Raw genomic sequence first — 25,272 nt, 5'->3', positions numbered from 1 at the left:
CTCAGGGTTGCCGGCCGGCGGTGCGTGGCCGGTCTGGCGGGTCGTCCGTCCGGGGCTCCTCCGTGTGGTCGAAGAGGGTCCAGAGGATCTCCGCGCCGGGGCGGGTCGCCATCCAGCGCAGTCCGTACGCCGTGACTCCCGGGGCGTTCGTCACGGCGAGCTGGGCGCCGCCGCGCGCGACGATCTGGGCGGCGTGCTGGGTGGAGGAGGCGTCCACCCAGTCGACGTCCCGGCCGCGCAGCGCGGTCGGCACGACCTCGGCGTAGATCCGCCGGACCTCCCACATGGCGGCGACGGACACCGGTCCGTCGCCCGCCGGAAGCCGGCTGTGCGCGGCCGCGGCGATGCCGTACTCCGGGGTGGCGCGCGGGAAGAACGCCCGCAGCCGCAGGTCCCGGTGCCAGTGGAAGCGGGTGAGGCCCGCGTAGGCGCTCGGTACGAGGGCGAAGTCGAGCTTGCGCAGCAGGAGTCCGTCCAGCACGTCGTCGAAGGTGTCGTGCAGCTCCACGCGCAGGTTGTGCTCCGCCGCGAGGTACCGCGCGACGAGGTCGCTGGAGGTGCCCGCGGGGCCGAGGGTGCCGAGCACGGATCCGGGGCGGGCCGCCCACCGCTCGGACAGTTCGCTCCAGCGCGCGGCGTACTCGCTCGCCAGGGGGCGGGGCAGCGGGGCCACCCGGACGGTGCCGCCCGCCAGGTCAGGTCGTATAGCCACGGTTCGCCGCCATCCGCTGTGCCACCGAGGTCTCGTGGTCGGTCAGGGTGCGCCGGTCCACCACGCGGGCGGCCTTCCAGCTCACGAACGCGCCGGTGCTGACGATCGGGTCGAGTCCGTCGCTGAGCTCGACGGCGACGGGCACCCCGAGGGCGTCCGCCGTCCGTGCACGTACCGCGTCGGCCAGGGCCTCGGGGTCGGCCACCTGGCCCGTGAGGAGCTCCAGCCGCACGGTGAGCCGGTCCTGCCCGGCGGCGTCCTGCTCGATGACCACCTGGTATCCGGCGGACCCGGTGACCCCGGTCAGTACGGCCGTCTCGATCTGGCCGGCCGTGAACCGGCGTCCGCCGAGGTCGATGCGGTCCAGGGTGCGTCCGACGATCCGTACCAGGTCGCCGGGCATCTCGCAGTCGCAGTCGGACTCCGCCACGTCCACGACATCGCCCGTGCGGTAGCGGACCAGCGGCTTCACCCCGTCCGTCAGCATGGTGAGCGTCAGCTCGCCCGTGCCGCGCGGGCCGTGGGACTCGCCGGTCTCCGGGTCGACGACCTCGACGACGTAGTTGGTCTGGGACAGGTGCATCCGCTTGTTGCGGCAGGCCGTCGCGACGACGAAGGCCTCCTGGGAGCCGTAGAGGATGTTGTAGACGTCGGCGCCCCAGACCGCCTCCAGGTTGTGCGCGAGGGCGGGGGTGCACATCTCGCCGGTGACGAAGAGCAGCTTGACCGCGAAGTCCCGTCGCAGGTCGTAGCCGTAGTGTTCGGCGGCCTTCGCCAGGGTGAGGGCGACGCCGGGCGTGCAGCAGACGACCTCCAGTTCGAGGTCCTTCATCAGCTGCAGGGCCTTCTGGAAGCCGATGACGGGCGAGTACGGCCAGATCTTGGCGTTCATGGAGCCGGTGTTGCGGGCGACGTCGCCGAGCGTGTCACCGAAGGAGTGCACCTCGGTCGGTCCCATCAGGCCGATGCGCGGCGGGTGTTCACCGAAGTGGTGCCGGAAGATCGAGCTCCAGGACTCGGTCACATGGGCGTTGCTGGCGACGATCTCGCGCCCGTCGCGGGGGCAGGGTGTGGCGCGGCCGGTCGTGCCGGTCGTCTCGTAGAAGAACAGGGCCTCGGCCAGCGGCCGGCTGAGGACGTCCAGCATCTCCTCGCGCAGGTCGGCCTTGGTGGTGAAGGGCAGCGCGGTGAGGTCGTCCGGGGTGACGGCGGACAGGTCGGCCCGCTTCAGGAGGCGTGCGTAGAATGGCGAGCGGGTGCTGACCTGTTCGAGGACGGCGGCCAGCTGGGTCCGGCGCCAGTCGTCGTGCTCGGCGGTGGTCAGGGTGCGGTTGTAGAAGGCGCGGTGGAGTTCGAGGTACCGCGCGGCGAACTCGGCCGCGGGTCCGTGCGTGGGAAGCCACATGGGCGTCGGGTCCTTCGTACGTACGATCATCGGTGCTGCCGTACGCGGGCGCGTGGGGCAGCCTGGTGTGCCGTGTCCGCACGGCAGGGCGTGCGTGGGCGGCGGCTGTCGGAGAGTGGATGCCGTGCCCCCGGCGGTGGCAGGACGGCGCGGGGCGCTCCGTGGTCGGAGCACGGCCGTCGCCGCGGGCCGCGGTGGCCGCTTCGGCCCGGGCGGGAAGGCGAGGGCGCGGGGCGACGACGCTCGGCGGTGCGTGCTGGTGCCGGAGCGCGGCCGCTTGCGAGGGTCGGTGGTCGTCGCTTCGGCGGTCGCGGCTATCGCAGTGCGGCGGCTGTGGGCGTCCCGGCTCGGTCCAGGAAGTTGCGGAAGAGGCGCATCCCGTCCTGCGTCATGACGCTCTCCGGGTGGAACTGGACTCCTTCCACGTCCAGGGCCTCATGGCGTACGCCCATCACATGGCCGTCGTCCGTGGAGATGGCCGTGACCACGAGCGGCGCGGCCGGTTCCCGGACGACCAGGGAGTGGTAGCGGGTGACGGTCAGCGGGAGCGGGGCACCGGCGAAGACGCCCTGTCCGTCGTGCTCGACGAGGCTGGTCTTGCCGTGCATGAGCCGGTCGGCGACGGCGATCCGCGCCCCGTAGGCGAGGCCGATGGCCTGGTGCCCCAGACACACCCCGAGCAGGGGGACGTGCCCGGCGAAGGCGTGCACCAGCTCGACGTGCCCCGAGTCGGCGGGATGCCCGGGCCCCGGCCCGAGGACGACCGCGTCGGGTGCCGAGGCCACCAGTTCCCCGGTCGGGCGGGTGCGTGAGCGCACCACCTCGGTGCGTGCGCCGAGGCTGAGCAGGTACTGGTCGATGATGTGGGTGAAGCTGTCGTACGCGTCCACGAGCAGGACCTTCATGCGAGCAGCTCCTCACCGGTCAGCGCCCAGTAGGCGGCGCTCATCTTGGCCAGCGTCTCGCGCCATTCGGCGACCGGCTCGGAGTCCGCGACCACCCCGGCCGACGCCTGGGTGCTGTAGCGGACGCCGTCGTGGACGACGGTACGGATGCACAGCGCGAGGACCGCGAAGCCGCGCACGTCGACAAGGCCGAGCGCGCCGGCGTAGATGCCGCGGGGCTCGTCCTCCAGGTCGTTGATGATCTCCATGGCCCGCAGTTTGGGCGCGCCGGTCATGGTGCCCGCCGGGAAGGTCGCACGGACCGACGCCCACACGTCGAGGCCGTCACGGACCCGGCCGGAGACCGTCGACACCAGGTGGTGGACATAGGCGAAGGGTTCCACCTCCATCATCGTGTCGACGCACAGGGTGTCGGGCACGCACACCCGTCCGATGTCGTTGCGGCACAGGTCGACCAGCATGACGTGCTCGGCCTGTTCCTTGGCGCTCGCGCGCAGCTCGGCGACCCGGCGGGCGTCCTCGGCCGGATCGGCGGCCCGGGGCGTGGTACCCGCGATGGGCCGCATCGAGATGTCGCCGTCCTTCATGCGCACGAACAGCTCGGGGCTGGCCCCGATGACGGTGCGGCCCGCCCAGGGCACGAGGTACATGTAGGGGGACGGGTTGCGGTGGCTCAGGCGCCGATAGACCTGAACGGGCGTCAGTTCGCTCTCCACGTCGACACGGTGGCCGATCTGGATCTGGTAGCTGTCTCCGACCCCGATGTGTTCCAGGCACCGCCGGGCCCGGGCGGTGAACGTCTCCTCGTCCACCGTGTCGCGCACCGAACGAGGGCGCGGCGCGTCGGGCACCGCCGGCCGTGTGTGTCCCCGCGACCGCGCACGGTCCACCGCTGCCCGCAGATCGAGGACGGTGTCGTCGAACTGGGGTCCGTGGGCGGCGAGATGGAGCACTCCGCCGTCGCGCAGGTCGTACCAGACGGTGTCCTGGAAGAGGGTCAGGGTGCAGCGCGGCAGATCGGATGCGGTGCGCTGGGCGGGCAGGTCCTCGATGGCCCACGCCGCCTCGTACGACAGGGTCGTGAGGAAGCCGAAGGCGAAGGTGCCGGTGGGTACGTCGGTGTCGAGGTCGAAGGCGCCCTGTGCCGCCCGCAGCACCCGCCACACGGTGTCCGGGCCGGCCAGGGGCCAGCTGTTCGTGTCGCCGGCCCGCCCCGGGGGCCGGCCGGCGGCGGCCGAGACGGCGGCGGTGAGCGCCTCGCCGAGCTCCCCGGGGGCGACGAGGTCCACACGGTCGGCGTACACCCGCAGCTCGGCCAGGCGTCCGCAGCCGACGGCGGCGAAGTGGCGGTCCTGGTCGGGGCCGTCGAGGCTTTCGAAGAGAAAGACGTCGTCCTGCGACCGGACGGCGGACAATTCCTGGTAGAGATTGAGGGCATCGACGTAAGCAAGTGCGTCCGACGTCACCCGCACCGCAATTCTTCCCGTGCGGCCGTTCCCCCCGGCTGTGGATTTCCCCGTCGAATCGACCCCCGTGGACGGGAACGGGTCCTGCTTGTCCGATGACCGCGGCGACGCCGCAGCCGATGCAACCGAAACCACTGACACAACGCTTGCCTTTCGATCTCAAGGACCGCAGGGGCGTCGAGGAGCCATTCCCCCATGCTGCGGGAGCGCCTCTTCTTCCAGGCGCGACACCGCACTTCGCACGCTCCGGCCCGCGCGGGCCGGATCCCCCCTGCCGCATTCGGCCACCGGGTCCGAGGTGTCCGAATGTGCGTGCGAGGCAACTCCATCAAATGTTTGAATGCTTCGGCCATACCACTTCGCCCCTTCGAGAGGAGACCACTTGTCGCGCCACATCGCGCTCATGGTGGAACGGGATTCCCGGATTCCGCTGGCCATGCAATTGCGGGACTCCCTCCGGAACTTGGTTGAGAGTGGAACTTTAAAGCCTGGAACTCGCATTCCCTCGACCCGTCAGCTCGCCGTCGACATCGGGGTTTCCCGCAGCGTCGTGGTCGAGGCGTACGACCAGCTCGCGGCCGAGGGCTATCTGACGAGCCGACGCGGTTCGGGCACCTGCGTCGCCGAGCACACCGGCGGACAGGCAGCCGCCTCCGCCCTCGCGCCCCCCACCGAGGAACCGGGCGCCGACGCCCTGTGGGACCTGCGCACCGGCACGTCCAACACCATCGACTTCCCGCGCGCGGAGTGGCTCCGCTGTGCCACCGCCGTGATCAACGAGGCGGGTCACCAGGAGCTCGGCTACGCTCCGCTGGCCGGAGTCCTCCACGCCCGGCACGTCCTGACCGGCCATCTCGGCCGCGTGCGCGGGGTGCGCAACCGGCCCGAGGACCTGATGATCACCTCGGGCTTCGCCCAGGGCCTGGCCCTGGTCTGCAGGGTCCTGCTCGATCGGGGGCACACCGCGCTGGCGGTCGAGGACCCGGGCCATCCGGGCGAGCGCGAGTTCATCGCCACGTCGGGACTGCGGCCCGTCGGCATCCCCGTCGACGAGGACGGACTCGATATCGAGCGCCTCGGGGCGAGCGGCGCGCGGGCCGTGCTGGTCACGCCCGCCAACCAGTTCCCCACCGGCGTACGTCTGAGCCGTGAGCGCCGCGCGCAGCTCGTCGCCTGGGCGCGTGAGGTGAGCGGCTACGTCCTGGAGGACGACTTCGACAGCGGCCTGCTGGACACCGCCGACCGGCCGCCCGCCCTGCAGAGCCTCGCACCGGACCGCGTCGTCTACGCGGGCAGCGCCAGCAAGACCCTCGCCCCGGCACTGCGGCTCGGCTGGCTGGTGGGCCCGTCCGAGCTCATGGCATCGGTCGAGCACGTACGCGCGGGCTGGGACATCGGCTGCTCGGGTTTCGAACAGCTCACCTTCGCGCGCTTCGTCGACACCGGTGCCTTCGACCGTCACCAGCGCAGGCTCCGCACCGAGTTCCGCCGCCGCCGTCGGACCGTGCTCGGTCACCTCGACACCCAGCTCCCGGGCGCGTGGCCGCTGGGCGGTGCCGGCGGTCTCCAGGCCTACATCCGGCTCCCGCCCCACATCGACGAGCAGGCACTCGTCCGCGCCGCCCGCCGCCGCTCGGTGCTCCTGCGCGGCGGCCGCCACTACTGCACGTCCACCGCCGCGAGCTCACCCGCCCTCGTCATCAGCTACGCGACGGCCAACTGCGCGGCCCTCTCCCACAGCCTCACCGAAGTGGGCGCGGCCTACCGGGAACAGCTGGACCGGCACGACAGGAGCGCCCAGCCCTCGATGTGACAACGGCTCCGGGACACGACGGTTCGGCGAATCCTGGTCCGGCCTCCCCACCTCGCCCCGGGATCACCGGCGAAGCCTCGCACCGCCCTCACCGAGTCGCCGAAGCCCGCCCTGCGCCCCTTTCGGGCAGTGGTCGTCGGTCACAGGTCGTCCGGGGTGCCGAGTCCCGTCAGGGCACCCACCGGGTCGAGGTCCGGGGTGCCGCGGGGCCACCAGTCCTCCTGGCCGGGCTCCGACTCGTAGGCGTACCAGAGGCCGTCGCGGCCGAGGCGGAGCTGGACGTGACCGCGTGGATGGGTGAGGCGGTTGCGCCAGGGGCGGAACGCGGGCAGGTCGGCGGCGAGCAGCAGCGGGCGGGCCCGGTCGAAGCGGCCGGCCGGCGGATCCCAGGGCTCCTCCAGGACGGCCAGCCCCTCCGGACCGCCCTGCCGCCAGGCCGCGACGGCCCGGGCGAGGTCGGCCGTGGTGCGGCCGACGGCCGTGGCGAGCGTGGAGTACAGCGTGCGGGTGGCCGCGGTCAGGCCCGAGCCGGGGCGGGCCGCCGCGAGGCGCACCGCGTCCTGCCACAGGGTCAGTTCGCCGACCGGGTCGCGGCCGGTGCCGAGCAGCGCGTGGGCGCGGGCGGCGGCGTCGGTCGCCAGCTGGTCCAGCGCGAAGGGGTCGGGGCCGCCGGGCGCGGCCGGATAGACCGGGGGCTGCTCGGGGTGCGGCGGGACCGGCGCCGGTGGGGGCAGCGGCGGCAGTCGGCGGGGCGCGAGGGCGTCGGTGGCGCGCACGCCGGGCAGGGACTGCGGCTGACGTTCCTGCGCGGCGCGGGCCGCCCGGGCGGCGCTGCGCCGGGAGAGCGCGTCGAGCAGCTCCTTCTCGCCCCGGCCGCGCAACAGGAGCAGCACGAAGGGGTCGGCGTCGAGCAGGCGTGCCATCTGGTAGCAGAGGGCGGCGGCGTGCTTGCAGGGGTGCCCGGAGTCGGGGCAGCTGCACCGGGGGGCCAGGTCACCGGGGCCGGGCAGCAGGGGTACACCGCAGTCGGCGAGGGACTGGGGCAGCTCCTTGTCGAGCAGCGCGGCGATGTGTCCCGGCCGGTCGGCGGCCGCGTCCAGGAAGCGTGCCCAGTCGTCGTCCGCCAGGGTGCGCACCCGCACCTGCACGCGGTACGGCCGCGGCCGGCTTCCGCGCACGTACGCGAGCACGAGCCCCGGTGTGACGGTGATGGCGTCCACCTGGCCCTGGTCCGCGTAACCGCGGCCGCGGGCCAGCCGCTTGGGGTCCAGCGCGCCCCGCTCCAGCGCCTCGACCCAGGCGTTCCCCCACCAGGTCCCGGCGAACTCCGTCCCCTCCTCGGCACCCGCGCGCACCGCGAACGCCGGGAACGTGCGCCGCAGTTCCGTGTCCCGGTGGAAAGCGGCCATGGTGGACGGCGCGTGGGGTACGGCGGGGGCGGGGGGCGCCGGTGCCGGGGTTGGGGCCGGGGCGGGGGCGGGATCCAGGGCCGGTGATGGGGACGGGGCCGGGGACGGGGCCGTCTCGTCGGGGGCCGTCTCGTCGGCGGGCTTCTCCGGGCCGGGCGCCGTCTCCTCGGTCCCCTGCGGCTCCCGACTCCCCTTCCTCTCCGACGTCCCCTCCGGCTCCTCCGCTCCCTCGGGTTCCTCGGCCCAGGTGGGCATGCGGAAGGCGTTCGCCAGGTAGTTCCGCATGTCCTGGGCGGTCCTGCCCCGCGCGGTGCGGGCCGGGGCCGTGACCGGCCGTGCGGTGGTGCGCCTCTCGTTCCGGGGTTCCGCCTCCTCCGCGCGCCGTGCTTCGCGCCGGGCCGCGCGGAGCGCCTCACGGGCGGCGTCCCCGGGGCGGTGTCCGCCCGCGGTCCCGGCGGTCACCGCAGGCGTCGTGGCGGGCGGTTCCGGGTCGGGGGTCTGTTCCCGGGCCGGTTCGTCGGCATCGGCGGTCGCGTGACCGTCGGCGTCGCCCCGGCGGTCGGCGATGGCGGCCCGGAGGGCGGCCCGCGCCGCGTTCCCCGGCCTCGGCTCCGCGTCCTGCCCGGGCCCGGCGCAGGACTCCGTGCCCGTCAGGGCGTCCGTGCCGTCGGCACCCGCGGTCGCAGCGGTCTCGTCGAGAGGCGCCTCGGCCTCGCCGGCGTGGTCCTGCGGCGCGTCCGCGTCGGGTACCGCGTCCTCCGCCGCGGTCGGCGCCGACCCGGCCGGTTCGTCCCGCTCCGCCTCCGTGCGCTCCCGCGCCTCCCGCAGGGCACGGCGGGCGGCGTCGGCGGGGCGCGGCTGCCCGACGGCCGTCATGACGTCCTCCGCAGCGAGACGAGGTCGGCAAGTTCACGGTCGGTCAGCTCGGTCAGCGCCGCCTCGCCGGAACCGAGAACGGCGTCGGCGAGGGCCCGCTTGGACTCCAGCATCTCGGCGATGCGGTCCTCGACCGTGCCCTCGGTGACCAGGCGGTGGACCTGGACGGGCTGGGTCTGGCCGATCCGGTAGGCGCGGTCGGTGGCCTGCTCCTCGACCGCCGGGTTCCACCAGCGGTCGAAGTGGACGACATGACCCGCCCGGGTGAGGTTCAGGCCGGTGCCGGCCGCCTTCAGGGACAGCACCAGGACGGGGGTCTCGCCGTTCTGGAAGCGGTCCACCATGCGCTCGCGCTCCGGCACCGGGGTGCCGCCGTGCAGCAGGTCCACGGGGACCGCGCGGGCGGAGAGGTGCGCGGTGATGAGGCGGGCCATGCCGACGTACTGGGTGAAGACCAGCGCCGAGCCGTCCTCGGCGAGCAGGGTGTCCAACAGCTCGTCCAGGAGGGCGAGTTTGCCGGACCGGGCCGCGAGCCGGTCGGCGCGCGGGTCCTCCTTCAGGTACAGCGCCGGGTGGTCGCAGATCTGCTTGAGGGCGCCGAGCAGCTTCAGGACGAGGCCGCGGCGGGCGATGCCGTCGGCGGTCTCGATGGCCAGCAGCGACTCGCGCACCACCGCCTCGTACAGCGCGGCCTGCTCGCGGGTGAGCGCGACCGGGTGGTCCGTCTCGGTCTTGGGCGGCAGTTCGGGCACGATGCCGGGGTCGGACTTCTTGCGGCGCAGGAGGAAGGGGCGGACGAGGCGGGCCAGGCGCTGCACCGCTTCCTCGTCCTCGCCGTTCTCCACCGCGCGGGCGTGCCGGGCGCGGAAGGACTTGAGCGGGCCGAGCAGCCCGGGGGTGGTCCAGTCGAGCAGGGCCCACAGCTCGGAGAGGTTGTTCTCCACCGGTGTGCCGGTGAGCGCCACGCGCGCGGGGGCCGGGATGGTGCGCAGCGCCTTGGCGGTGGCCGAGTAGGGGTTCTTCACGTGCTGGGCCTCGTCGGCGACGACCATGCCCCAGGGCTGCTCGGCGAGGTGGGCCGCGGCGGAGCGCATGGTGCCGTACGTGGTGAGGACGAAGCCGCCGCCGGGGCCGTCCAGGCTGCGGTCGGGGCCGTGGAAGCGGCGGACGGCGACGCCGGGCGCGAACCGGGTGATCTCGCGCTGCCAGTTGCCCAGCAGGGACGCGGGGCAGATCACGAGGGTCGGCTCGCTGCGCGCCCGCCGCAGATGCAGGGCGATGAGCGTGATCGTCTTGCCGAGGCCCATGTCGTCGGCGAGGCAGCCGCCGAGACCGAGCGAGGTCATCAGGTCGAGCCAGGCGAGGCCGCGCAGCTGGTAGTCGCGGAGGGTGGCGGCGAGACCGGCGGGCGGGTCCGCGGGGCTCAGGCCGGCCGTGAGCCGGTCGCGGAGGGTGGCCAGGGCGCCGACGGGCACGGCCTCGACGGTCTCGCCGTCGACCTCGGCGGTGCCGGTGAGCGCGACGGACAGCGCGTCGACCGGGTCGAGCAGGCCCAGCTCGCGCTTGCGGGCCTTGCGGACGAGGGCCGGGTCGACCAGCACCCAGCTGTCCCGCAGCCGCACGACCGGCCGGTGGGCCTCGGCGAGCATGTCCATCTCGGCCTCGCTGAGCGGTTCGCCGCCGAGCGCCAGCTGCCAGCGGAACCGGAGCAGGTCCTCGCTCTCGAAGAAGCCGGTGCCGTCGGTCGCCGAGCCGGGTGCGGGCCGGACGACCGCCGCGGCCGTCAGGTCGCGGGCGAGGTCCCGGGGCCAGTGCACCGCGACGCCCGCGGCGGCCAGCCGGCTCGCCGCGACGCCGAGCAGTTCGCCCAGCTCGTCCTCGGACAGGGCGAGGACGTCGGGCACGTCCTGTTCCGCGAGCCGGTCGAGGGGCTGCCACACGCGGGCCGCGCGCCGGACGGCGAGGGCCGCGTCGACGCGCGCGCGGGGCCCGAACGCGGTGTCGGCCTCTCCCGCCCACAGGGCCGCCGCGTCGGCGACCAGGGTGGGGTCGGCGAGGCTGTGCACCTGCACGATGGCCGCCCCCGCGCCGCGCGCACCGTCGGCCGAGCCGGCGTCGAAGAGGTCGTACGCGGACAGGTCGAGCCGGAGCGAGATCCGCACGCCGGCGTCCATCCCGGCGGCGACCTCGGCGGCCCACGCGTGGGCCTGCGGCAGGGACTGGGGCTCGCGGGCGGCGAAGGGCCGGCCGGAGGTGTAGGGGGCCGCGGGGGTGCGGGGCAGGGTGTCGGCGACCGCGTCCAGGAACGAACGGACCAGGGCCTCCGGCTCGGGCAGCCGGAGCGGTCCGGGGTCGGCGAGGGGCACGGCGTGGCCCTCCGGGGGCAGGGCGGCGGCGATCGCGCGCAGGTGGGCGATGTCGTCGGGCTCCAGGGGTCCGGCGCGCCAGGCGTCGTGGCCGCTCGGGGTGAGGCCGGGCAGCAGGCGACCGCGGGCGACCAGTCGCAGGGCGTGCAGGGCGGCGGCGCCCCAGCATGCCGTGGCCGGGTGGGCGGCCGGGTCGCGGCGGGCCCGGACCAGCAACGGCAGGGCCTCGGCGAGCGGCAGGGTCAGGGCGGTCACCTGCCGGCGGCGCGCGCCGCTGCCGTGACGTCGTACGACCGTCAGTTCGGCCGGGTCGCCGCCGGTGTCGCCGTCGGCGGGCAGGGGGCCGCCGTCGGGGTCCCAGAAGGCGATGCGGCCCTCGCGCGGGAGGGGTGCGGGCAGGTAGAGGGACGCGAGACGGGCCGGGACCGGGTTCCCGGCCCGCGCGGATGCCGCCGCGCGCTCGGCCACCGCCGCCGTGCCGCCGCTCATACGTCCTGCCACCTCCCGCCCGTGTCCCGGATCAGATGTCTCCGACTCTACGGGCGGGGTCTGACAATCGGCTCCGGCGGCCGGTCCTGGCCCGCGCTACGGCACCGTGCGGGAGACGACGTAGAGCACCGGGTTCTTCGGGTCGGACGTGTTCACGACGACGTCCTGGGTGGGTGAGGGGTTCTTCTGCTTGTGCGTGAACCCGGACCACGGCCCCGGACCGTCGAACGTCCAGCCGGAGACCTTGCGGTCGCGCGCGCCGATGGTGATGTGGTCCTTCTTCAGCCGGTCCTCGCGCACGCCCATGGCCGCGAGGAAGCTGTCGAGTCCGGCCTGGTTGGTGCTGAACATCACGTAGAGGCGGCTGGTCTTCCAGTTGTTCGTCTCGTAGTAGGCGATGTGGTCGGCGGGGTGCGGGACGTTCACCTGGTAGAGGCGGCGCTGCACCTTGGAGGGCCAGCCGGCGGTGAGGCCGGTCGCCGAGTACTTCGCCTCCTTGTCCTTGCCGCTGTCGCGGCTCTGGTTCGCGGAGATCACCAGGTAGCCGGCTGGGACGCCGATGAGCAGGCCGATGATCAGCAGGGTGATCGCCCGTCGCTCGGCCTTGTGGCGCGGGTTCTCGGGCGGCCGGCTCGGCTCGTCCGGCGGGGCGGCCTGGTGCGGCAGGGAGGCGGTCATGCGGTGTCCCGGTCGCGACGGGCCTGGACGTACCGTTCGTAGCGCTCGTAGCGCTCCACGCGGCGCCGCTTGGCGCGGCGGAAGCGGCGGGCGACCAGCCGGGCCAGGTCGGCCGCGCCCACCATGCCGGCCTCCGGGCCGAGCTGGGCGCGGGTGATGCGGGCCTCGGGGCGGTAGCCGCGGCCGGTGAGGTGGCGCTTGAAGGCGTCCCGGGCGGGGCCGATGAGCAGGTCGTCGGCGGCGCTGACGCCGCCGCCGATCACGAAGCAGGACGGGTCGAGGGCGGCCGCCAGGTTGGCGATGCCGACGCCGAGCCACTGGCCGATGTCCTGGAGGAGCTCCACGCACATCGCGTCGCCGTCGCGGGCCAGCTCGGTGATCATCGGGCCGGTGATGTCGCCGATGTTGCCCTTGACGTGCTCGATGATCCCGTAGGCCACCGGCGAGTCGGCGGCGGCCAGCTCGCGCGCCTCGCGCACCAGCGCGTTGCCGGAGCTGTACTGCTCCCAGCAGCCGCGGTTGCCGCACGGGCAGCGGTGACCGCCGGGGACGACCTGCATGTGGCCGAACTCGCCGGCCACGCCGAACTTGCCGCGCTTGACCTGGCCGTCCTCCAGGATGGCGCCGCCGATGCCGGTGCCGAGCGTGATCATGACGAGGTGGTCCTCGCCGCGCCCGGCGCCGAAGCGCCACTCCGCCCAGGCGGCGGTGTTGGCGTCGTTGTCCACGAGGACCGGCACGGAGAGGCGGCCGGCGAGACGGTCCCGCAGGGGTTCGTTGCGCCAGGACAGGTGGGGGGCGAACAGCACGCGGTTGCGGTCGGCGTCGACCCAGCCGGCCGCGCCGATGCCGACCGCGTGCACGTCGTGCCGGTCGGACAGGTCCAGGACCAGTTCGACGATGGTGTCCTCGACGACCTTGGGGCTCTTGGACTTGTCCGGGGTCTCCGTGCGGAGCCGCTCCAGGATGTTGCCGTCGGCGTCCACGACACCCGCCATGACCTTGGTGCCACCGATGTCGATGCCGACGGTGGGGACACGGGGGGCGGTCAGGTGTGACCGGCGCTCCCGGGTACCGACCGTTCGCAGGACGGGGGCCCGGCGGGAGCCTATGGGGGCCGTGAGGTCGCGGTAGGTGCTCATCGCGGTCGATTGTGCCGCACGCTCACGCCGGGTGCTGCGCGGGGCGGGGGGACGCGGGCCGCGGGCGCCGCCGTCCGCGGCTCGCGTCCCGGCTCGTCGCGCGGCCCCCCGCGCCCTTCAGTCGCGCCGCAGTTCGTGGCGGAGGGCGTCCAGGTCGGACCCGCCCGCCATCTGCCGGGTCAGTTCGTCCAGGGTCGTTTCGTCCCGTGTGGAATTGCCCACCATCGTGCCGCGGCGCAGGAGGACGAACCGGTCCCCCACCAGGTACGCGTGATGCGGGTTGTGGGTGATCAGCACGACGCCCAGGCCCTCGTCGCGGGCCGCGGCCACGTACTTCAGCACCACGCCGGACTGTTTCACGCCGAGTGCCGCCGTCGGCTCGTCCAGGACGAGGACCTTCGCACCGAAGTGGACCGCGCGGGCGATGGCCACGCACTGACGTTCGCCGCCGGAGAGGGTGCCGATGGGCTGGTCGACGTCCCGGAGGTCGATCCCCATGCGCAGCAGGGCCTCGCGGGTGGTGCGGCGCATGAGGTCGATGTCCAGGCGCTTGAAGGGGCCGGCGCCCTTGCGCGGCTCGGAGCCGAGGAAGAAGTTGCGCCAGACCGGCATCAGGGGCACGACGGCCAGGTCCTGGTGCACCGTGGCGATCCCCCGGTCCAGGGCCTCGCGCGGGGAGGCGAGCGCGGTCTCCTCGCCGTCGATGCGCAGCGTGCCCTCGTCGTGCCGGTGCAGTCCCGCGATGATCTTGATGAGGGTGGACTTGCCCGCGCCGTTGTCGCCGAGGACGCAGGTGACGTCGCCCGCGTGGACCTCCAGGGAGACGCCCTCCAGGGCGCGGATGTTGCCGTAGCGCTTGCCGACGCCGGACAGCGCCACCAGGGCCGTACGCGATTCGGTCTGCGTCATGCCGTCGCCTCCGCGCGCTTGCGGACCCAGGCGTTGAGCAGGGTTGCGAGGAGCAGCATCGCTCCGAGGAAGAAGGTGAACCAGTCCGGGTTCCACTCGGCGAAGACGATGCCCTTGCTGGTCATGCCGAACAGGAGCGCGCCGACGGCCGAGCCGACCGCGCTGCCGTAGCCGCCGGTGATGAGGCAGCCGCCGATGACGGCCGCGATGATGTAGATCAGCTCGTTGCCGACGCCCTCTCCGGACTGGACGGCGTCGAAGGAGAAGAGCAGGTGCTGGCCGGAGATCCAGGCGCCGAACGCGACGCCCATGTAGAGGCCGATCCTGGTTCCGGCGACCGGGACGCCGACGGCGCGGGCCGCGTCGGCGTTGCCGCCCACGGCGAAGATCCAGTTGCCGGCGCGGGTGCGCAGCAGGATCCAGGAGCCGAGGGCGACGAGTCCGAGCCACCACAGGACGGTGACCTTGAGGCCGACTCCGCCGACGGTGAGGGTGGAGGCGAAGACGGCGTGGGCGCTGGGGAAGCCCTCCATGTCGCCGATGGTCTTGGTGGAGACCGTGCCGTCGATCAGCTTGGTGAAGCCGAGGTTCATGCCGGTCAGCATCAGGAAGGTGCCGAGCGTGATGATGAAGCTGGGCAGCCGGGTGCGGGTGAGCAGGAAGCCGTTGAGGGCGCCGACGGCCAGGGTGACCAAGAGGGACACGCCGACCCCGACCCAGGTGTTCGCGGTCATCTGGTAGCTGAACATCGACGAGATCAGCGCCGAGGACGTCACGAGGACGCCCGCCGACAGGTCGAACTCACCGCCGATCATCAGCAGCGCGACGGGTACGGCCATGATGCCGATGGTCGAGGACGCGTACAGGACCGTGCCGAGGCTCGCGGGGCGCAGGAAGCCGTCGGCGGCGAGGGCGAAGAAGACGAGGACGGCGAGCGCGCCCACGACGGAGCCCAGTTCCGGGCGGGCGAGCAGCTTCCGCAGCGAAGACGTCCGCAGAATCCTTTCGTCGGCCGTCTTGCGCACCTCACCGGCCGCCGAGCCCGCTTCGTCGGCCGCTCCGCTCACCTCGTCGGTCGCCGCGCTCATCGGGTGCCCCGCGCGGTGTACTCGGCCAGCGCGGGCGCCTGGTCCTTGGTGATGATCTGCGGTCCGGTGAGCACCGGCTTGCCGCCGCCGAGGACGTCGCCGTTGTACTTGTACAGCCACAGCAGGTCGACGGCCTGGTAGCCCTGGAGGTACGGCTGCTGGTCCACGGCGAAGCCGAGGGCACCGTTCTTCAGCGAGGCCGCGACCCCGGCGTTGAGGTCGAAGGTGTCGATCTCGGCCTTGCTGCCCGCGTCCGTCCTGGCCTTCACGGCCGTGTCGGCGTAGGGCGCGCCGAGGGTGACGACGGCGTCGAGGGACGTGTCGGCCTGGAGCTTGGCGCCGATCGCGGACTGCACGTCGGGCATGTTGGTGCCGTTGACGTAGAGCTTCCGCAGCGTGCCGTGGAACGTCTTGGCGACGCCGTCGCAGCGCTGCTCGTGGCCGACGTTGCCCTGCTCGTGCAGCACGCACAGGGCCTTCTTCCTGCCGCGCCTGTTCAGCTCCTCGCCGACGGCCTCGCCGGCGACGGTCTCGTCCTGGCCGATGTGGGTCAGGGCGCCGAACGCCTTGGAGACCTCGGAACCGGAGTTGACCGTGACCACCGGGATGCCGGCCTTCTCGGCGCGGGCGACGGCCGCCTTCATGGCGTCCGGCTTGGCGAGGGTGACGATGATGCCGTCGACCTTCTTGTCGACGGCCGCGTCCACCAGCTGTGCCTGCTGCTGGGCCTCGTCGTCGTGCGAGTACAGGAAGTTGATGTTGTCCTTGACGGCAGCCTGCTCGGCGCCGCTCTGCACGATGTCCCAGAAGGTGTCGCCGTCGCCGGAGTGGGTGATCATCGCGATGGTCCAGCGGGGGGTGTTCACCGCCGCCCTGCCCTGGGCCGCGGCAGCCTTGCGGGCGTCCTCGGCCCGCTTGCCGCCGGTGCTGCTGCATCCGGCCAGGGACACGGAGAGTGCCCCTGCCAGCGCTATGCCTACCCAGGTCCGAAACCGTGCCACGAGGCCGTGCCCTTCTCGCTGTGCTCTTGCTCTGACGTGCGTAAGGGGCGGGCGACCTCGCCGCCGGTGTGTCCCGGCGTCGAATTCACCAGCCCCAAACACCTCAGTATCGAACACGGGGAACACCCGTGACACGGGCGGGCACCGCAGACCGGTCACATTGTCCGGACATTGCGACGAAGGTCCGGGGGCACCGTCAGGAACGTACGAGCAGCTGGAACTCGAAGGAGTAGCGCGTCGGGCGGTAGGTGTGGTCGCCGAACTCGACCGCGCGGCCCGTGTCGTCGAAGGTGGTGCGCTGCATGGTGAGCAGCGGGGCGCCCTCGGTCTCGGTGAGCCGCTCGGCCTCGTCGGCCGTGGCGCCGCGCGCCCCGATGGACTGCCGGGCACTGTGCAGGGTGATCCCGGCCGAACGCATCAGCCGGTACAGGCCGGTGGCCTCCAGCTGGCCGGTGTCCAGGTCGAGCAGGCCGGGCGGCAGGTGGTTGATCAGGTAGGCCATCGGCTCGCCGTGCGCGAGCCGCAGCCGCTCGACGCGGTGGACGTCGCCGCCCTCGGCGACCCCGAGCGCCGCGGCGACCTCGGGGGAGGCCGACACGACGGAGTTGACCAGGACCTTGGTCGCGGGCCGCTGGCCGGCCGCCTCCAGGTCGTCGTAGAGGCTGCTCAGCTCCAGGGGGCGCTTGACCTGGCTGTGCACGACCTGGGTGCCGACGCCCCGGCGGCGGACGAGGAGCCCCTTGTCGACGAGCGACTGGATGGCCTGACGGACGGTCGGCCGGGACAGGCCGAGCCGCGCGGCCAGCTCGATCTCGTTGCCCAGCAGGCTGCCCGGAGTGAGGCTGCCCTGCTCGATGGCGGCCTCCAGCTGCTGGGAGAGCTGGAAGTACAGCGGCACCGGGGAACTACGGTCCACACGAAGGTCGAGCGACACGGTCGGGTCCACATCTGGTTTCGGCACGGGCCCGAGCGTAGCCCCGTGCCCGGTTGACGGGAAGTTGTGTAGTCCAATTGTCCGGACATACGCATTGACAGCGTACGGGGTCCGCCCTCACTTTGTTTCCATGCGCATCGGGGTCATCGGTACGGGCCGCATCGGCACCATTCATGCGAGGACGCTCAGCCGGCACCGCGAGGTCGGGTCGCTGATCCTCACGGACGCGGACCCGGCACGGGCGCAGGAGCTCGCACACCGGCTGGGCGAGACGGCGGCGCCGGGGGTGGACGAGGTCTTCCGGTGGGGCGTGGACGCGGTGGTGATCACCGCGGCGACCGCCGCCCACGCCGAACTGATCGGCCGGGCGGCCCGCTCGGGACTGCCGGTGTTCTGCGAGAAACCGATCGCCCTGGACCTGCCGGGCACCCTCCAGGCGCTCGCCGAGGTGGCGACCGCCGGGACGGTGCTGCAGATGGGCTTCCAGCGGCGGTTCGACGCGGGGTACGCCGGCGCCCGGGAGGCGGTGCGCGCGGGACGGCTCGGGCGGCTGCACACCGTACGGGCCATGACCTGTGACCAGTCCCCTCCGCCCGCGGAGTGGCTGCCGCTGTCCGGCGGGCTGTTCCGGGACACGCTGATCCACGACTTCGACGTGCTGCGCTGGGTGACGGGCCGCGAGGTGGTCGACGTGTACGCCACCGGGTCTGACGCCGGTCCCGCGATGTTCCGTGAGGCCGGCGACGTCGGAACGGGCGCGGCGCTGCTCACCCTGGACGACGGCACGCTGGCCACGGCGTCCGCGACCCGGCTCAACGGCGCGGGCTACGACGTGCGCATGGAGCTGGCGGGCGAGCGGGACACGGTGGTGGTCGGTCTGGACGACCGCACACCGGTCGCGTCCACCGAGCCGACCGGGCCTCCGCCCGCCGACAAGCCGTGGCCGGGGTTCCTGGAGCGCTTCGGGCCGGCCTACGAGGCCGAGCTGACCGCGTTCGTGGCCCTGGTCCGCGGCGAGCGGGACAATCCGTGCGACGGCCTGGAGGCGCTGCACGCCCTGCGGATCGCCGAGGCGTGCGAGATCTCCCGCCGGGAGCGGCGGCCGGTGGCGCTGGCGGAGATCCCGGACCGGGCGCAGCCGTCGTACGGCTGAGCAGCCGTACGACAGCCGCGGGTGCGGGCCGCTCACCAGCGGACCGGGAGACTGCGCACCCCTCTGATCAGCATGCCCGGCAGCCACTCCCCCGGCTCGCCGTCCAGCGCCAGGCCGGGGGCGCGCTCCAGCAGGGAGCCGATGGCCGTGCGGGCCTCCAGGCGGGCCAGGGGCGCGCCCAGGCAGTAGTGGAGGCCGTGGCCGAAGGCGAGGTTGGCGCGCGGTTCGCGGCGGATGTCGAAGCGGTCCGGGTCGGTGTGGCGGGAGCCGTCCCGCTGGGCCGCGGCGAGACCGATCACCACCTGGTCGCCCTGTGCGATGTGCGTGCCGCCGATCTCCAGGGGCTCGGCGGCGAAGCGGAAGGTGGCGTTCTCCACCGGGCCGTCGTAGCGCAGCATCTCCTCGATCGCGCCGTCCAGGAGGCTCATGTCGACCCGCAGCAGGGCGAGTTGGTCCGGGTGCGTGAGCAGGGCGAGGACGCCGTTGCCGATCAGGTTGACCGTGGTCTCGTGGCCGGCGATCAGCAGGAGGAAGGCCATGCCGCGCAGCTCGCCCGGGGAGAGGCGGTCGCCGTCCTCGGCGGTGGTGCGGATCAGGTCGCTCAGCAGGTCGCCGGTCGGTCCGGTGCGGCTCTTGTCGTCGATCAGCTCGGTCAGGTACTCGGCGAGGCGGACGACCGCGTCGTACTCGGCCTGCGGGCCGGAGGGGGCGACGACCTCGGTGGACATCTTCCGGAACTCCGCGCGGTCCATCTCGGGGACGCCGAGCAGCTCGCAGATGACGGTGATGGGCAAGGGGTAGGCGAGGGACTCGACGAGGTCGGCGCGGCCGTGCGGCAGCATCTCGTCGAGCAGGTCGTCGGTGATCCGCTGGACGCGGGGGCGCAGTGCCTCGACGCGGCGCATCGTGAACGCGCGCGTGACGAGGCCGCGCAGCCGGGTGTGCTGCGGCGGGTCGGCGAGCAGCATGTGCTTGCCGATCAGCTCCTCGTCGAAGAAGGCGGCGTCGATCTTGGTGGCGTCCTTGGCCAGCCGGGGGTCGGCGAGGGCGGCGCGGGCCTCCCCGTAACCCACGACGAGCCATGGCTGGTGGCTCTCGTCCGCCCCCGGGATCCGGATCCGGTGCACCGGGCCCTCGGCGCGCAGACGGGCGTACACCGTGTGGGGGTCGCGGCGGAACGCGTCGCCGAACTCCCCTAAGTCGACCAGCTGTCGGCGGTCCATCGATCCCCTTCCGGACTCCCCCGAGGTCCGCCGGGCGTCTCCCGGCAAGGGGACAACGCCCGGGACGGCGGCTTAGTGCCCGTCCTCGAGAAGTCCCGCGTCGTAGGCGAGCAGGGCGATCTGGACGCGGTTGTCGAGGTCCAGCTTGGCGAGGATGCGCGAGACGTGGGTCTTGACGGTGGCCACGCTCATGAAGAGTTCGGTGGCGATCTGGGCGTTGGCCAGTCCGCGGCCGACGGCGACGGCGACCTCGCGCTCGCGGTCGTTGAGCACGGTGAGGGTGTCACGCGCGCGTGCGTGGCGGGTGTCGGCGGCGGAACCGGCGGCGTGCCGCATCAGTTGCCGGGTGACGGCGGGCGACAGGACGGGGTCGCCGGCCGCGACCCGGCGGACGGCCTGGACGATCTCGGCGGGCGGGGTGTCCTTGAGGACGAAACCGGCGGCGCCCGCGCGCAGGGCGTGCAGCACCTGTTCGTCGGCGTGGAAGGTGGTGAGCACCACGACCTGCGGGGCGTCGGGGCGGGCGCGCAGGCGCCGGGTGGCGGTGAGACCGTCCACCGACGGCATGCGGATGTCCATCAGGACGACGTCCGGCCGGGTGCGCCGGACGAGCTCCTCGGCCTCCGCGCCGTCGGCGGCCTCCCCGACGATCTCGATGTCCTCGGCCCCGCCCATCATCAGCGCGAGCCCGGCCCGTACCAGGGGATCGTCGTCGACGAGGAGGAGTCTGATCGGCGTCGCAGTCATGGCCCTACGTAACCACGGAGCGGACGGCCGGCGGAGCGGGCTTCGCAAGCCGGTGCCCCGTTCCCCGACGGCACGCGCACGCCGGGCGGCCGGGGCGGCGCGCCCGGTTCCGGTCGGCCGCTCGCCTCAGGTGCGTGGCCACGGCAGCCCGCACCGGACTTCGAAGCCGCCGTCCCGCGTGGGGCCGTGTTCGAGGTGGCCGCCGGCCAGCGTGGCGCGTTCCGTCAGGCCGATGAGGCCCTGGCCGGAGCCGGGGACGGGTGGGGCGACGATCCGTGGGGGCGGATTGGTGACGGTGACGGTCAGGCCGTCGCCGGGGGCGCCGACGAGGCGGACGGTGACCTCGCTGCCGGGGGCGTGCTTGCGGGCGTTGGTCAGGGTCTCCTGGGCGATGCGGTAGGCGGTGCGGCCGACGGAGGCGGGGACGCCGGCCGGGTCGGCGATCCGGTGGTCGAGGGTGACCTTCATGCCCGCCTCGCGGCACTCGGCGACGAGGGCGTCCAGCGCGCCGAGCGTCGGCTGTGGCCGGCCGCCGGCGTCGTCGGACTCCCCGGTCCGCAGCACGCCGATGATCTCCCGCAGGTCCTGGAGGGCCTCGTGGGCGCTCTCCCGGATGACGCCCGCCGCCCTGGCGATCTCCTCCCGGGGCGCGTCCGGCCGGAACTCCAGGGCGCCCGCGTGCACGCTGAGCAGGGTGAGCCGGTGAGCGAGGACGTCGTGCATCTCGCGCGCGATGGCCTCACGGGCCAGGCGCTGCGCCTGCTCGGCGCGCAGCCGCGCCTCGGTCTCCGCCCGGTGGGCGCGGTCCCGCAGGCTCAGCATCAGCATCCGCTTGGAGCGGACGAACATGCCCCAGCCGATGACCGTCAGGGTGAGCAGGACGGTGAAGGCCACGACTCCGGCGTAGGGCAGCTCGGGGTCGGGCCGCAGCCAGTAGAAGACCGGGATCAGGGCGAGTTGGGCACCGCCGATCCAGGCCACGTACCGGAAGGGCCGGTGCACGGCGAGGGTGAACAGGATGACCATCGCCGCGCCGCCCGCGGTGTTGGACAGCAGGCCGACCGGGACCGTCGCGACGGCGAGCCCGACCGGCCACCGGCGCCGCAGCCAGACCGCCGCGCAGGCGACGGCGCCGAGCGTCTGGTCGAGGACGGCGAAGCCCTGCGGGAGCCCGGGTTCGTCACGGAGGGATCCGGCGGCCGCCAGGCCGAGGAGGACGGCCAGCAGGAAGCAGGAGAAGTCGACGACCCAGTCGCGTGCCGTACGCCGCGGCCGCCGGCCGAAGCCGTGGGCGTCCGGGGCCAGCTCGTGGATCAGGGCGGACGGGAGGAGCCAGCGCCGGCCCGCGAACTCCTGCGGCGCCCGGGCCGACTCGTCAGTGCTCACGGTCGACGAATCTACGCAGGATCCGCCCGGGCGAGCGCGTCGCCGAGGGGATCGTCGACCAAAGTCGCGGCCCTGTGGACTTTCGGTGGTGCGGCATCGCCCTGGCGCAGCCTTGTGGCGGTACGGGACTCGCCCCGCGGCCGATGTGTGGGGGGAAGCCGCGGGGCGAGGGTCGTCATATGAAGCAGTCGCTGGAACTTCTCGGATTTCTCGCCCTGGTGCAGGGCGTCCTGGGCCTGGTGCACGAGTTCACGCACTGGCATGTGGGTCTCGTGCAGCGGCTCGGGTTCCTCGACGGCTACGAGGTCTACGCGAGCGTCGCGCTCGTGGTGCTCGCGTTCGCGCTGTTCGCCGCCGCGGAGAGCCGGGGGTCCGGCTGAGCTCGGACTCGGACCCCCGGCCGACGCGCCGTTCCTCGGTTCGGCGGCCTGACCGGCCGGTCTCAGCAGCCGAAGTCGATCAGGTCGAACGTGGCGTAGTGGTCCGAGGTGTAGTAGTCCTCCTGCTGCTTCTCACCGGTGACGATGCGCCGCGCACCGCGGTCCGGGGAGCCGGGGGTCTTCACCGTGTACTCGTGGTAGTAGCCGGACTGCTGCGTGGGCAGCACGCCTTCGCGGTTGGAGAAGACGGTGCCGTCCTGGTCGTACGGGAAGGGCCCGCCCTGGTCGATCAGCTTCAGGGTGTCGTCGGCCTGCGACGGCAGGGCGCTGTGGCAGATGCTGCCGACCGAGGCGGTCGCGGCGTCCGCCGTCGTGACGGAGACGGTGCCGCCGACGAGGAGGGCGGAGAGCAGGGCGCCCGCGGCGCCGATACGGGTGATGCGTGGGGGGAAGGTCATGACTTCATGATGACGCGCGTAGACGTTGGCATGTCAACGACAAGGTTGAAGAGTTTCCGTTCAAGTCCCGTGAAGCTTCGGGAAGTTAACCGGTCGCACGGCGTCCCCACGCCGTCCCCACAAGTACCAGCGCGCCGCCCGCGAGCCCCACGGCGCCGAGCCGGTCGCCACCCAGCGCGATACCGGCCGCGGCGGCCCAGAGCGGCTCGGTGCCGAGCAGCAGACCGACCCGGGAGGGCGAGGTGCGCCGGACGGCCCACATCTGCACGAAGAAGGCGAACACCGTGCACAGCACGGCCAGGAACAGCAGCCCCGCCCACTGGCGCCCGTCGAGGCCGGCCGCGACGGTCCAGGGCGCGGGGCCGCCGCCGACGGCCGACAGCAGGACGAAGACGGTCACGCAGGTGCCGAGCTGGACCGTGGTGAGCGGCAGCGCGTCGGCGCCCCGCACGGCCCTGATCCGCGACATGACGAGGACGTGCGCGGTGCGGGCGAACGCCGCGAGCAGCATGAGCAGGTCGCCGGCGGACGGGCGGGTGAAGCCCGCGCCCTGGGTGAGCAGGACGACGCCGAGGACCGAGAGGCCCGCCGCGCCGAGGAAGGGGACCGTGGGCCGGGTGCGGGTGACGGCGGCCTCGGCGAGCGGAGTGAACACCATGGTGAGGCTGATGATCAGACCGGCGTTGGTCGCGGACGTGTGGACCACGCCGTAGGTCTCCAGCAGGAAGATCCCGCTGAGGATCAGCCCCAGCACGGCCGCGCCGCGCCACTGGGCGGCGGTCAGCGCACGCAGGGAACGGTGTCCCGCGGCCGCCAGGGGCGGGAGCGCGAGGGCCAACCGCAGCACCAGGACGGCGAGCACCGTACGGGCGGTGGTGACGTCCTTCGCCGCGAGGTAGCTGGCGCCCCAGCAGACCGCCACGAGGAGGACGGGCAGATCGGTGTGCCAGGCGCGGCGGGGCGCGAACGCGCCCGGTACGGCGATCGACGACATGCGGCGGCTCTCCAGGTCTCCGGCAGGGGGTGCGCAGACGTCGGCGGCTCGCACGGGACGCGATCACCGTACCCACGGCGACGATCTTCGGCCAGGCCGTCCCGCGGGTGGGACCGGGTGCCGTCGGGGCGTCAGTACGACCCGTACTCCGGGCGGCCCGCGAGGTCGTACGTCTGGATGGAGACGCCCGCGCCGGTCACGTGTCCCGAGCGGCGGGTGAAGCGGGTGGGCAGCGCGCCGTCCGCGAAGAGGCGGCGGCCTTCCCCGAGGACGACCGGGAAGGTCATCAGGTGCAGGGTGTCGAGGAGCCGCAGGTCCACGAGCGAGCGGACCAGGGTGCCGCTGCCGCTGATCTGGAGTTCGCCGTCCGTGCGCTCCTTGAGGGCCGCCACCTCCTTGGCGAGGTCGCCGGAGACGACGGTGGTGCCGGACCACTCGGGAGCCGTGAGGGTGGAGGAGACGACGTACTTCGGGAGGGTGTTCAGCCTGGACGCGATCGGGTCGGCGGGGTCGGTCCTCTTCGGCCAGTACGAGGCGAAGATGTCGTAGGTGCGGCGGCCGAACAGGAAGCCGCCCGCGCTGTCGAAGACCCCGGTGATGAAGCGGCCGGAGTCGTCGTCGCCGTACGGGAAGGTCCAGCCTCCCTGGTCGAAGCCGCCGCTGGTGTCCTCCTGGGGACCACCGGGCGCCTGGTACACGCCGTCGAGGCTGATGAAGACGGTGGAGACGAGCTTGCCCATGGCGGGTGCCTTCTTCCGGGTGCGGGGTCTGCTGTCACCACTTCAGACCCCGCGGGGCCCCGCGACTCATCGGCTCAGCCGGTGTGCGTGGAGAACAGTCCGCCGGTCGGGCCCTGCTTGTCGCCGCCCTGGGCCTTCTTCAGGGCGTTGGCGAGGCTCTCGATGGTGAGGGACTGCAGGATCACCCGGCCGTTGCCCTCCAGCGTGGCCAGGGACAGCCCCTCGCCCCCGAAGACGGCGTTCATGATCCCCTGCCGGTTGAGGCCGCCGACGCGCTGGACGCCGTACTCGATGCCCTCCTCGAAGGCGACCACGCAACCGGTGTCGACCTCGATGCGGCCGCCGAAATCCGCCGGGTTCAGGTCGATGAAGTTGCCCGCTCCGGCGATGATCACCGTGCCCTGACCGGTGAACTTCTCCAGCACGAAGCCCTCGCCGCCGCTCATGCCGGTGCGCCCGCCGGCGAAGGCGATGCCGAAGTCGACGGTGGACTCGGCGGCCACGAAGGCGTCCTTCTCGGCGAACCACGCGCGCGTGCCGTCGAGCTCCAGGGCACGCATCTCCCCGGGCAGCACGCCCGCGAAGCCGACGGTGCCCTCGCCGCCCTGGGCGGTGAAGTACTGGAAGGCGAGCGACTCGCCCGCGAGCATGCGCTGGCCGACCTGCATGGCGGTGCCCATGGCCTGGCGCAGCATGCCGCCCATGCCGCCGCCCGAGCCACCCGCGCCGCCCGCCTGCCGCCCGCCGTTGCCCGACGGGCCGGACAGCCGGGTCTCCATGGTCACGTTGGTGGTCTTGAACAGGAACTTCCCGGCCTCGCAGTACACGGTCTGGCCGGGGAACAGGTTGACGACCGCCATCTGCATGGCGTTGCCGACGATCTCTTGCTTAAGGGTCACGACGGGAAGAACGCGAGAGACGGACGGAAGAGTTCCGCACCGGGGAAACATGGTCCGCAGGAGTGACGGACGTGCGGGCGGAGGGACACGTGGGGCGCC

General features: G+C 73.2%; 22 protein-coding genes. 3 read left to right on the top strand and 19 right to left on the bottom strand.

Features of this window, described 5'->3' with window-relative positions; all coding sequences use genetic code 11:
• Nucleotide 1: 1 nt before the first annotated feature.
• The 4 genes from ACF08B_RS14540 to ACF08B_RS14525 form a co-directional block, all read right to left on the bottom strand.
• On the bottom strand, nt 2-712 hold the full coding sequence (locus ACF08B_RS14540; RefSeq protein WP_392317640.1) for a hypothetical protein: 711 nt from the start codon (nt 710-712) through the stop codon (nt 2-4).
• Nucleotides 696-2,147, bottom strand: coding sequence for a phenylacetate--CoA ligase family protein (locus ACF08B_RS14535; RefSeq protein ID WP_392317639.1), 1,452 nt, complete (start codon nt 2,145-2,147; stop codon nt 696-698). The genes ACF08B_RS14540 and ACF08B_RS14535 overlap by 17 nt, the downstream gene beginning before the upstream one ends.
• Nucleotides 2,148-2,431: 284 nt before the next feature.
• Nucleotides 2,432-3,022 carry an anthranilate synthase component II gene (locus ACF08B_RS14530; protein ID WP_392317638.1) on the bottom strand — a complete coding sequence of 197 codons (591 nt, stop codon included), beginning with the start codon at nt 3,020-3,022 and terminating at the stop codon, nt 2,432-2,434.
• Nucleotides 3,019-4,488: an anthranilate synthase component I family protein gene (locus ACF08B_RS14525; RefSeq protein WP_392317637.1), complete on the bottom strand. Its 1,470-nt coding sequence runs from the start codon at nt 4,486-4,488 to the stop codon at nt 3,019-3,021. The genes ACF08B_RS14530 and ACF08B_RS14525 overlap by 4 nt, the downstream gene beginning before the upstream one ends.
• Before the next feature lie 403 nt (nt 4,489-4,891).
• Between ACF08B_RS14525 and ACF08B_RS14520 the strand changes: the two genes are divergently transcribed.
• Nucleotides 4,892-6,301, top strand: coding sequence for a PLP-dependent aminotransferase family protein (locus ACF08B_RS14520; protein ID WP_392317729.1), 1,410 nt, complete (start codon nt 4,892-4,894; stop codon nt 6,299-6,301).
• Between the two features lie 140 nt (nt 6,302-6,441).
• Here the strand turns inward: ACF08B_RS14520 and ACF08B_RS14515 are convergent, their stop codons facing one another.
• The 8 genes from ACF08B_RS14515 to ACF08B_RS14480 all read right to left on the bottom strand — a co-directional run bounded on the left by ACF08B_RS14515 (nt 6,442) and on the right by ACF08B_RS14480 (nt 17,193).
• Nucleotides 6,442-8,586, bottom strand: a complete 2,145-nt coding sequence (locus tag ACF08B_RS14515; protein ID WP_392317636.1) for an SWIM zinc finger family protein — start codon at nt 8,584-8,586, stop codon at nt 6,442-6,444.
• The gene (locus ACF08B_RS14510; RefSeq protein ID WP_392317635.1) at nt 8,583-11,441 is read right to left on the bottom strand and encodes a DEAD/DEAH box helicase; all 2,859 of its coding nucleotides are present in this window, start codon (nt 11,439-11,441) and stop codon (nt 8,583-8,585) included. Before ACF08B_RS14510 ends, ACF08B_RS14515 begins: the two co-directional genes overlap by 4 nt.
• Before the next feature lie 96 nt (nt 11,442-11,537).
• Nucleotides 11,538-12,119, bottom strand: a complete 582-nt coding sequence (locus tag ACF08B_RS14505) for a sugar kinase (protein ID WP_392317634.1) — start codon at nt 12,117-12,119, stop codon at nt 11,538-11,540.
• Entirely contained in the window at nt 12,116-13,261 is a 1,146-nt protein-coding gene (locus ACF08B_RS14500; protein WP_093697939.1) for an ROK family glucokinase, read from the bottom strand. The genes ACF08B_RS14505 and ACF08B_RS14500 overlap by 4 nt, the downstream gene beginning before the upstream one ends.
• Nucleotides 13,262-13,378: 117 nt before the next feature.
• Nucleotides 13,379-14,170, bottom strand: a complete 792-nt coding sequence (locus tag ACF08B_RS14495; protein WP_392317633.1) for an ATP-binding cassette domain-containing protein — start codon at nt 14,168-14,170, stop codon at nt 13,379-13,381.
• Nucleotides 14,167-15,258 (bottom strand): ABC transporter permease, encoded by a 1,092-nt coding sequence (locus ACF08B_RS14490; protein WP_392317632.1) that lies wholly within the window; start codon nt 15,256-15,258, stop codon nt 14,167-14,169. Before ACF08B_RS14490 ends, ACF08B_RS14495 begins: the two co-directional genes overlap by 4 nt.
• Nucleotides 15,255-16,259 (bottom strand): sugar ABC transporter substrate-binding protein, encoded by a 1,005-nt coding sequence (locus tag ACF08B_RS14485; RefSeq protein WP_392317631.1) that lies wholly within the window; start codon nt 16,257-16,259, stop codon nt 15,255-15,257. The genes ACF08B_RS14490 and ACF08B_RS14485 overlap by 4 nt, the downstream gene beginning before the upstream one ends.
• A 196-nt stretch (nt 16,260-16,455) precedes the next feature.
• Complete coding sequence (locus ACF08B_RS14480) at nt 16,456-17,193, bottom strand: GntR family transcriptional regulator (protein ID WP_392317728.1); 738 nt, start codon at nt 17,191-17,193, stop codon at nt 16,456-16,458.
• Nucleotides 17,194-17,323: 130 nt separating this feature from the next.
• Between ACF08B_RS14480 and ACF08B_RS14475 the strand changes: the two genes are divergently transcribed.
• A complete protein-coding gene (locus tag ACF08B_RS14475; protein WP_392317630.1) occupies nt 17,324-18,346 on the top strand; it encodes a Gfo/Idh/MocA family oxidoreductase in 1,023 nt (340 codons plus the stop codon).
• Nucleotides 18,347-18,378: 32 nt separating this feature from the next.
• On the opposite strand, the gene ACF08B_RS14470 is transcribed toward ACF08B_RS14475, so the two are convergent.
• From ACF08B_RS14470 to ACF08B_RS14460, 3 genes are all read right to left on the bottom strand, one after another.
• On the bottom strand, nt 18,379-19,569 hold the full coding sequence (locus tag ACF08B_RS14470; protein ID WP_392317629.1) for a cytochrome P450: 1,191 nt from the start codon (nt 19,567-19,569) through the stop codon (nt 18,379-18,381).
• Nucleotides 19,570-19,641: 72 nt separating this feature from the next.
• A complete protein-coding gene (locus tag ACF08B_RS14465; RefSeq protein ID WP_093697935.1) occupies nt 19,642-20,316 on the bottom strand; it encodes a response regulator transcription factor in 675 nt (224 codons plus the stop codon).
• A 126-nt stretch (nt 20,317-20,442) separates the two neighbouring features.
• A complete protein-coding gene (locus tag ACF08B_RS14460; protein ID WP_392317628.1) occupies nt 20,443-21,702 on the bottom strand; it encodes a sensor histidine kinase in 1,260 nt (419 codons plus the stop codon).
• A 179-nt stretch (nt 21,703-21,881) separates the two neighbouring features.
• On the opposite strand from ACF08B_RS14460, the gene ACF08B_RS14455 reads away from it, so the two are divergent.
• Complete coding sequence (locus ACF08B_RS14455; protein ID WP_392317627.1) at nt 21,882-22,082, top strand: hypothetical protein; 201 nt, start codon at nt 21,882-21,884, stop codon at nt 22,080-22,082.
• 62 nt (nt 22,083-22,144) lie between these two features.
• Here ACF08B_RS14455 and ACF08B_RS14450 read toward each other — a convergent pair whose 3' ends face one another.
• From ACF08B_RS14450 to ACF08B_RS14435, 4 genes are all read right to left on the bottom strand, one after another.
• A complete protein-coding gene (locus ACF08B_RS14450) occupies nt 22,145-22,540 on the bottom strand; it encodes a ribonuclease domain-containing protein (protein ID WP_392317626.1) in 396 nt (131 codons plus the stop codon).
• An 85-nt stretch (nt 22,541-22,625) separates the two neighbouring features.
• On the bottom strand, nt 22,626-23,534 hold the full coding sequence (locus ACF08B_RS14445; protein WP_392317625.1) for a DMT family transporter: 909 nt from the start codon (nt 23,532-23,534) through the stop codon (nt 22,626-22,628).
• 131 nt (nt 23,535-23,665) lie between these two features.
• Nucleotides 23,666-24,274 carry a dihydrofolate reductase family protein gene (locus ACF08B_RS14440; RefSeq protein ID WP_392317624.1) on the bottom strand — a complete coding sequence of 203 codons (609 nt, stop codon included), beginning with the start codon at nt 24,272-24,274 and terminating at the stop codon, nt 23,666-23,668.
• A 74-nt stretch (nt 24,275-24,348) separates the two neighbouring features.
• Complete coding sequence (locus ACF08B_RS14435; protein ID WP_392317623.1) at nt 24,349-25,173, bottom strand: AIM24 family protein; 825 nt, start codon at nt 25,171-25,173, stop codon at nt 24,349-24,351.
• Nucleotides 25,174-25,272: the final 99 nt, after the last annotated feature.

This window comes from Streptomyces sp. NPDC015139, assembly GCF_043079785.1.
Lineage (GTDB): Bacteria > Actinomycetota > Actinomycetes > Streptomycetales > Streptomycetaceae > Streptomyces > Streptomyces albidocamelliae.
This window is presented reverse-complemented; position numbering and strand designations above follow the sequence as displayed.

Coding starts and splice junctions, on each gene's coding strand:
- ACF08B_RS14535 (WP_392317639.1), bottom strand. CDS start 2,147: ATGATCGTACGTACGAAGGACCCGACGCCCATGTGGCTTCCCACGCAC.
- ACF08B_RS14510 (WP_392317635.1), bottom strand. CDS start 11,441: ATGAGCGGCGGCACGGCGGCGGTGGCCGAGCGCGCGGCGGCATCCGCG.
- ACF08B_RS14530 (WP_392317638.1), bottom strand. CDS start 3,022: ATGAAGGTCCTGCTCGTGGACGCGTACGACAGCTTCACCCACATCATC.
- ACF08B_RS14445 (WP_392317625.1), bottom strand. CDS start 23,534: ATGTCGTCGATCGCCGTACCGGGCGCGTTCGCGCCCCGCCGCGCCTGG.
- ACF08B_RS14515 (WP_392317636.1), bottom strand. CDS start 8,586: ATGACGGCCGTCGGGCAGCCGCGCCCCGCCGACGCCGCCCGCCGTGCC.
- ACF08B_RS14475 (WP_392317630.1), top strand. CDS start 17,324: ATGCGCATCGGGGTCATCGGTACGGGCCGCATCGGCACCATTCATGCG.
- ACF08B_RS14455 (WP_392317627.1), top strand. CDS start 21,882: ATGAAGCAGTCGCTGGAACTTCTCGGATTTCTCGCCCTGGTGCAGGGC.
- ACF08B_RS14465 (WP_093697935.1), bottom strand. CDS start 20,316: ATGACTGCGACGCCGATCAGACTCCTCCTCGTCGACGACGATCCCCTG.
- ACF08B_RS14520 (WP_392317729.1), top strand. CDS start 4,892: ATGGTGGAACGGGATTCCCGGATTCCGCTGGCCATGCAATTGCGGGAC.
- ACF08B_RS14505 (WP_392317634.1), bottom strand. CDS start 12,119: ATGACCGCCTCCCTGCCGCACCAGGCCGCCCCGCCGGACGAGCCGAGC.
- ACF08B_RS14470 (WP_392317629.1), bottom strand. CDS start 19,569: ATGGACCGCCGACAGCTGGTCGACTTAGGGGAGTTCGGCGACGCGTTC.
- ACF08B_RS14490 (WP_392317632.1), bottom strand. CDS start 15,258: ATGAGCGCGGCGACCGACGAGGTGAGCGGAGCGGCCGACGAAGCGGGC.
- ACF08B_RS14440 (WP_392317624.1), bottom strand. CDS start 24,274: ATGGGCAAGCTCGTCTCCACCGTCTTCATCAGCCTCGACGGCGTGTAC.
- ACF08B_RS14495 (WP_392317633.1), bottom strand. CDS start 14,170: ATGACGCAGACCGAATCGCGTACGGCCCTGGTGGCGCTGTCCGGCGTC.
- ACF08B_RS14500 (WP_093697939.1), bottom strand. CDS start 13,261: ATGAGCACCTACCGCGACCTCACGGCCCCCATAGGCTCCCGCCGGGCC.
- ACF08B_RS14450 (WP_392317626.1), bottom strand. CDS start 22,540: ATGACCTTCCCCCCACGCATCACCCGTATCGGCGCCGCGGGCGCCCTG.